General features: G+C 70.7%; 6 protein-coding genes. 3 read left to right on the forward strand and 3 right to left on the reverse strand.

Translation table 11 applies throughout. The features are described from left to right. Nucleotides 1-78: 78 nt before the first annotated feature. A complete protein-coding gene (locus AC07AL_RS34630; RefSeq protein ID WP_478319323.1) occupies nt 79-1,602 on the reverse strand; it encodes a DEAD/DEAH box helicase in 1,524 nt (507 codons plus the stop codon). Between the two features lie 370 nt (nt 1,603-1,972). Further along, complete coding sequence (locus AC07AL_RS34635) at nt 1,973-2,176, reverse strand: cold-shock protein (protein WP_030918248.1); 204 nt, start codon at nt 2,174-2,176, stop codon at nt 1,973-1,975. 517 nt (nt 2,177-2,693) lie between these two features. Here AC07AL_RS34635 and AC07AL_RS34640 point away from each other — a divergent pair. From AC07AL_RS34640 to AC07AL_RS34650, 3 genes are all read left to right on the forward strand, one after another. Next, nucleotides 2,694-2,921, forward strand: a complete 228-nt coding sequence (locus AC07AL_RS34640; protein ID WP_363588174.1) for a hypothetical protein — start codon at nt 2,694-2,696, stop codon at nt 2,919-2,921. A 219-nt stretch (nt 2,922-3,140) separates the two neighbouring features. Further along, entirely contained in the window at nt 3,141-3,545 is a 405-nt protein-coding gene (locus AC07AL_RS34645) for a hypothetical protein (RefSeq protein WP_363588172.1), read from the forward strand. 95 nt (nt 3,546-3,640) lie between these two features. Next, nucleotides 3,641-4,003, forward strand: coding sequence for a hypothetical protein (locus tag AC07AL_RS34650; RefSeq protein ID WP_363588170.1), 363 nt, complete (start codon nt 3,641-3,643; stop codon nt 4,001-4,003). Nucleotides 4,004-4,399: 396 nt separating this feature from the next. Here the strand turns inward: AC07AL_RS34650 and AC07AL_RS34655 are convergent, their stop codons facing one another. Continuing rightward, on the reverse strand, nt 4,400-4,681 hold the full coding sequence (locus tag AC07AL_RS34655) for a helix-turn-helix domain-containing protein (protein ID WP_363633280.1): 282 nt from the start codon (nt 4,679-4,681) through the stop codon (nt 4,400-4,402). Between the last annotated feature and the right edge of the window lie 78 nt (nt 4,682-4,759).

Consider the following 4,759-nt stretch of genomic DNA (forward strand, 5'->3'; position numbering starts at 1 on the left):
GATTCGGACCCTTTATTTCGTGCGTGGGGGTGGTGTTTTTCGAACAGTATGTCCTCCCCCCCCCCCCACACCTGCCTACTAGGCAGCGAGGGCGACGCGCCTCGGTGCCCGGCGGCGGCCGGCGGCGGCCTGGTTGTCGCGGCCCGTGACGCTCGCGCGGGTGTCACCGGCCGCGCGGGCGGGGCGGCTGCGGCGGTTGCGGCTCGTGGAGGTGCTGCGGCGCGGGCGTTCGACGACGGGGGCGGCGACCACGGTGGGGATGCCGGTGGGCACGCGGGCGCCGGTGATGCGGGCCAGGTCCTCGTCGCCGGCGCTGACGCGGGTGGTGACGGGGGTGATGGCGGCGGCGGTCATCAGACCGGCCATCTCGCGGCGCTGGCCGGGCAGGACGAGCGTGACGACGGTGCCGGACTCGCCGGCCCGGGCGGTGCGGCCGCCCCGGTGGAGGTAGTCCTTGTGGTCGCTCGGCGGGTCCAGGTTGACGACGAGGTCGAGGCCGTCGATGTGGATACCCCGGGCGGCGACGTTGGTGGCGATCAGCGCGGTGACCTGGCCGGTGCGGAACTGTTCCAGGGTGCGGGTGCGCTGCGGCTGGGACTTGCCGCCGTGCAGGGCCGCGGCCTTCACGCCGTTGGCTAGCAGGTCGTCCACCAGGCGGTCCGCGCCGTGCTTGGTGTCGATGAACATGATCACTCCGCCGTCGCGGGAGGCGATGTGGGCGATGGTGGCGTTCTTGTCGAAGTTCTGCACGTGCAGGACGTGGTGCTCCATGGTGCTGACCGCTCCCGCGGACGGGTCGACCGAGTGGGTGACCGGGTCCTTGAGGAAGCGCCGCACCAGGCGATCGACGTTGCGGTCCAGGGTGGCGGAGAACAGCATCGTCTGGCCGCCTTCGGCGACCTGGCCGAGGAGCTCGGTGACCTGCGGCAGGAAGCCCATGTCGGCCATCTGGTCGGCCTCGTCGAGGACGGTGATGCCGACGCCGTCCAGCTGGCAGTCGCCGCGCTGGATCAGGTCCTTGAGTCGGCCGGGGGTGGCCACCACGACCTCGGCCCCCTGGTTCAGGGCGTGGGCCTGGCGGCCGATCGACATCCCGCCCACCACCGTGGCCATCCGCAGGCGCACCGAGTGGGCGTAGGGGGTGAGGGCGTCGGTGACCTGCTGTGCGAGCTCGCGGGTGGGGACCAGGACGAGGGCCAGCGGGCGGCGCGGTTCGGCGCGCCGCCCGGCGGTGCGGGCCAGCACGGCGAGGCCGAACGCGATGGTCTTGCCCGAACCGGTGCGGCCCCGGCCCAGCACGTCGCGGCCGGCCAGCGAGTTCGGCAGCGTCGCGGCCTGGATCGGGAACGGCGAGGTGACACCCTGGCGGGTCAGCACCGACAGCAGCGCCTTCGGCATGTCCAGCTCCTCGAACGCTTCGACGGGCGGCAGCGCAGGGGTGGTGCTCACCGGCATCGCGAACTCGCCCTGCGGAGAAGAACCCTGGCGGGCGCTACGGCCGCGGGCGGGCCGGTCGCCGTAGAAGGAGCTGCCGCCGGAGCGGGAGGAGGACGAGGAGCGGGAGTTGGCGTTCTGGTACGGGGAGCGACTGGAGCGGTTCATGTGAGACCTTCCTGGGGCGGCACGTCGCGAGGAAGTTCCGCAGCGCGAGGCACCGGCAGGAGGTCGCAAGGAACGGGCCGAAAGTGTGGAGCGCGGGGCGTGGACGGTGAAACCGTGCGGCACGTCACCTACGGTCGGCGCTCACCGCGGAAGGCGGGAGCGAACGACCTCGAACCGTGAGCTGTCACGGCAGGGCGCCGATCCGGACGCGGCGCTGGGCGTCTCGCGTGGGGATGGCCGCCGGTGGCGGAGCCAGGGGGCCAGAAACGGCCGGGGATGTGCGTCGTGGCGCAATGCCGAGGGGCCCGCACCGGGCATCATGTACGCGGTGCGGGCCCCTCGCTACCAGGCGGGTGCCGTGGCAGAAAAACTACAGCGGACGAATGTTCTCGGCCTGCGGGCCCTTCTGGCCCTGCGTGACGTCGAACTCGACCTTCTGGCCCTCGAGCAGCTCACGGAAGCCGTTGGCGTTGATGTTCGAGTAGTGGGCGAAGACGTCCGGGCCGCCACCCTCCTGCTCGATGAAGCCGAAGCCCTTTTCCGCGTTGAACCACTTCACAGTGCCATTAGCCATAAAGAAATCTCCTTCAAGGGGCTGTCCGAAGCACGCACAGCGCGCGCTTCGAGTCGCCGCGATGAGCACCCACCCGGGGAAGAGCCGGGAAACAAAAAGGCGCCTGCGAAACACCAGCAGGCGCACACAAAGTTCATGGGAACCACTACTGCAACTAAAGTGACTCTAGCAGGCCCAGGCCCGTCACGGGTGGATATTTCACCCCCACTTCTCCGGGAGCCTTCCCCCAGGGCTGTCGGCCGCGAGGCGATGGGGTCATCAACATGCATGGAGAGCAGTCTGGTTGAGTGCTCACCCCCACTCCTTCGGTGCCGACCGCTCACCTTCCCGGGGAGGGCGAGTCGCGCGGGTGCGGAGCGCCTGCCCTGGCCGCGACAGACCCGTGAAAGCGACGCACCACGCCCACCGGCGCCATCCGGGGCGCGCTGGACGGCTTGCGCGAAATTCCTGTCGTAGCTCCGAAATTGAGTGCTTCGAAAAGTCCCGCTCCCGCGATTCTCGGCGCATAATGCAGGGAATGACGAAATCTGCAGCAGTCCGCCGTGTCCTGCCCACCAGCCCCTTCAAGGCCCGGATCGAAGCACCGCGCAAGCACTTCGCCGTCGGCGACCGCGTCACCCACGACACGTACGGCCTCGGCCGGGCCATCGGCGTCGAAGACGACAGCGACATCGCGGTACTCGTCGACTTCGGATCGCGGCGGGAACGCATCACCCAGCCCTACACCGCGATGTTCAAACTCTGACCCAGACGCACGCGGTTCTCCGCCGAGTGCGCCGCGCACCCCTGCGGTACGCCCCTGGCCCGTCGCGTCGGCACGCCGTCCAGGGGGCGTGCACCCCGGCCGGGCCGAGAGGGAACCCGACGCCCCGGCCCCGCAGCCTCACCGGCCATGGCCGGAAAAGCATGTGACGAAACATCAATGCCGAATGGCTGCGGGCTGGCCAGGCGATAAACTCCGCGCATGGATGACAAACATCTGTTTGAGTCCGTCTGCGCAGTGCTCTCCCACCGAGGGTTCGAGCCGGCACCGTCCCAGGCGGCCGGGCTCTTCGCCCGGCAGCGTCCAGGGATCGGCCTGGTGCTGGGATGGAGCCCGGGCCAGGACCTGATCGGACCGACCCTCCACGGCTGCCCGCATCCCGCCGACGCCGCCGGGCGCACCGAGTTCCGCGGCATCCGCGGCGCGCTGATGCTGGCCCTGGCGGAGGTCCTCGGCTCCGCAGGCTTCACCGTCACCGCCCTCGGAGCCGACCTGCTCGTCACCGCCGGCCCGCACGATCCGGGCGATGCCCAGACGCTCACGGCTGCTCCCAACTGCCCCGCGCCGCGACGCAGCCGATCGGCACGTCAGGTCGCCGCCGTGTAGCTCCTGGCCGCGCAGCGGGCGCAAGGCCCGTGGCCGCCATGGCCGCTGCCCCGGGCCCGTGGGCGCCGCGGAGGCCGTGTCCTATTCTGGGGGGCATGTCGAACCCTGACGGGCTGCTCGTCGACATCGCCGCGATGGTCGAGTCCGAGCACAGCAATCAGATGTCCCTGACCGTGGTGGTCCCCGGAGCCGTGATCACCGGCAGGCTCGCGCCGGTGACCCTGTGGTTGGAGCGGGTGGCGGAGGTCCTCCAGGCCTCGGAGCACTTGAAACCGTTCGCCGCTCTCTTCGCCCCGCCCGCCGACGGCCCGCCCGCACAGCTCACCCATCTGCATCTCCACCGGGCGAAGATCCTGCAGGGCGACTTCGGGCTGCCCCACACCGGCGGCATGTACCGCATCGCCATCGAGGACGTCAGCAGCTGGACGGTCGGGGACCTCAGCTACTCCGATTCCTGAGAACCACCCCAGGCCCAAGTGGCCGCCTGGCTTGGCGCCCTACGTCCCCGCACCAAGGAGCCGCTGAGCCTTGAGCGGGTGCCGTGACGGCTGGTCCGGGTGTCGGGGTGGGACCGCTGACTGCCCCGGCCGCAGAGGCGAAGGGCGCAGCGGGCGAGCCGAAGGCGCCGGCGCCCCGGGCGGTGTCGGCGCCCTCTCCGAGCGGACCATCCCGAGTACCTGGCTGGCGGGGTCCAGCCCGGCCGCGCCCTCCAGCCGCCACGTCTTGTGCCGCGCTGCGGTGGTGCCGTACGGGGCGACGGCCAGAGCGTGCAGCGCGAGGCCGTCCCCCTGTCCGGCCTCTGCGGCTGGCGGCAGTACGGCTGGAAGGAGCTGTGGGCCGGGTTGCCGGTCCGGTCAGGTGTCCGCGGTGGGCTCCTGGCGGTGTTGGGTGCGGCGGAGTTGTTCGTTGAGGCGCAGGGCTTCTTCGAGTTGGTCTTCGAGGATGATGATGCGGCAGGCGGCTTCGATGGGGGTGCCCTGGTTGACGAGGTCGCGGGCGCGCATGGCGATGCGCAGTTGGTAGCGGGAGTAGCGGCGGTGGCCGCCTTCGGAGCGCAGGGGGGTGATGAGGCGGTGTTCGCCGAGGGCGCGTAGGAAGCCGGGGGTGGTGGAGGTCATCTCGGCGGCGCGGCCCATGGTGTAGGCGGGGTAGTCGTCGTCGTCGAGCTTGTCGGGTGTGTCGGGGCTGGTCGTTGTAGTCACTGCACCTCTCTG

The sequence above is a fragment of the Kitasatospora sp. NPDC043949 genome, assembly GCF_056435365.1.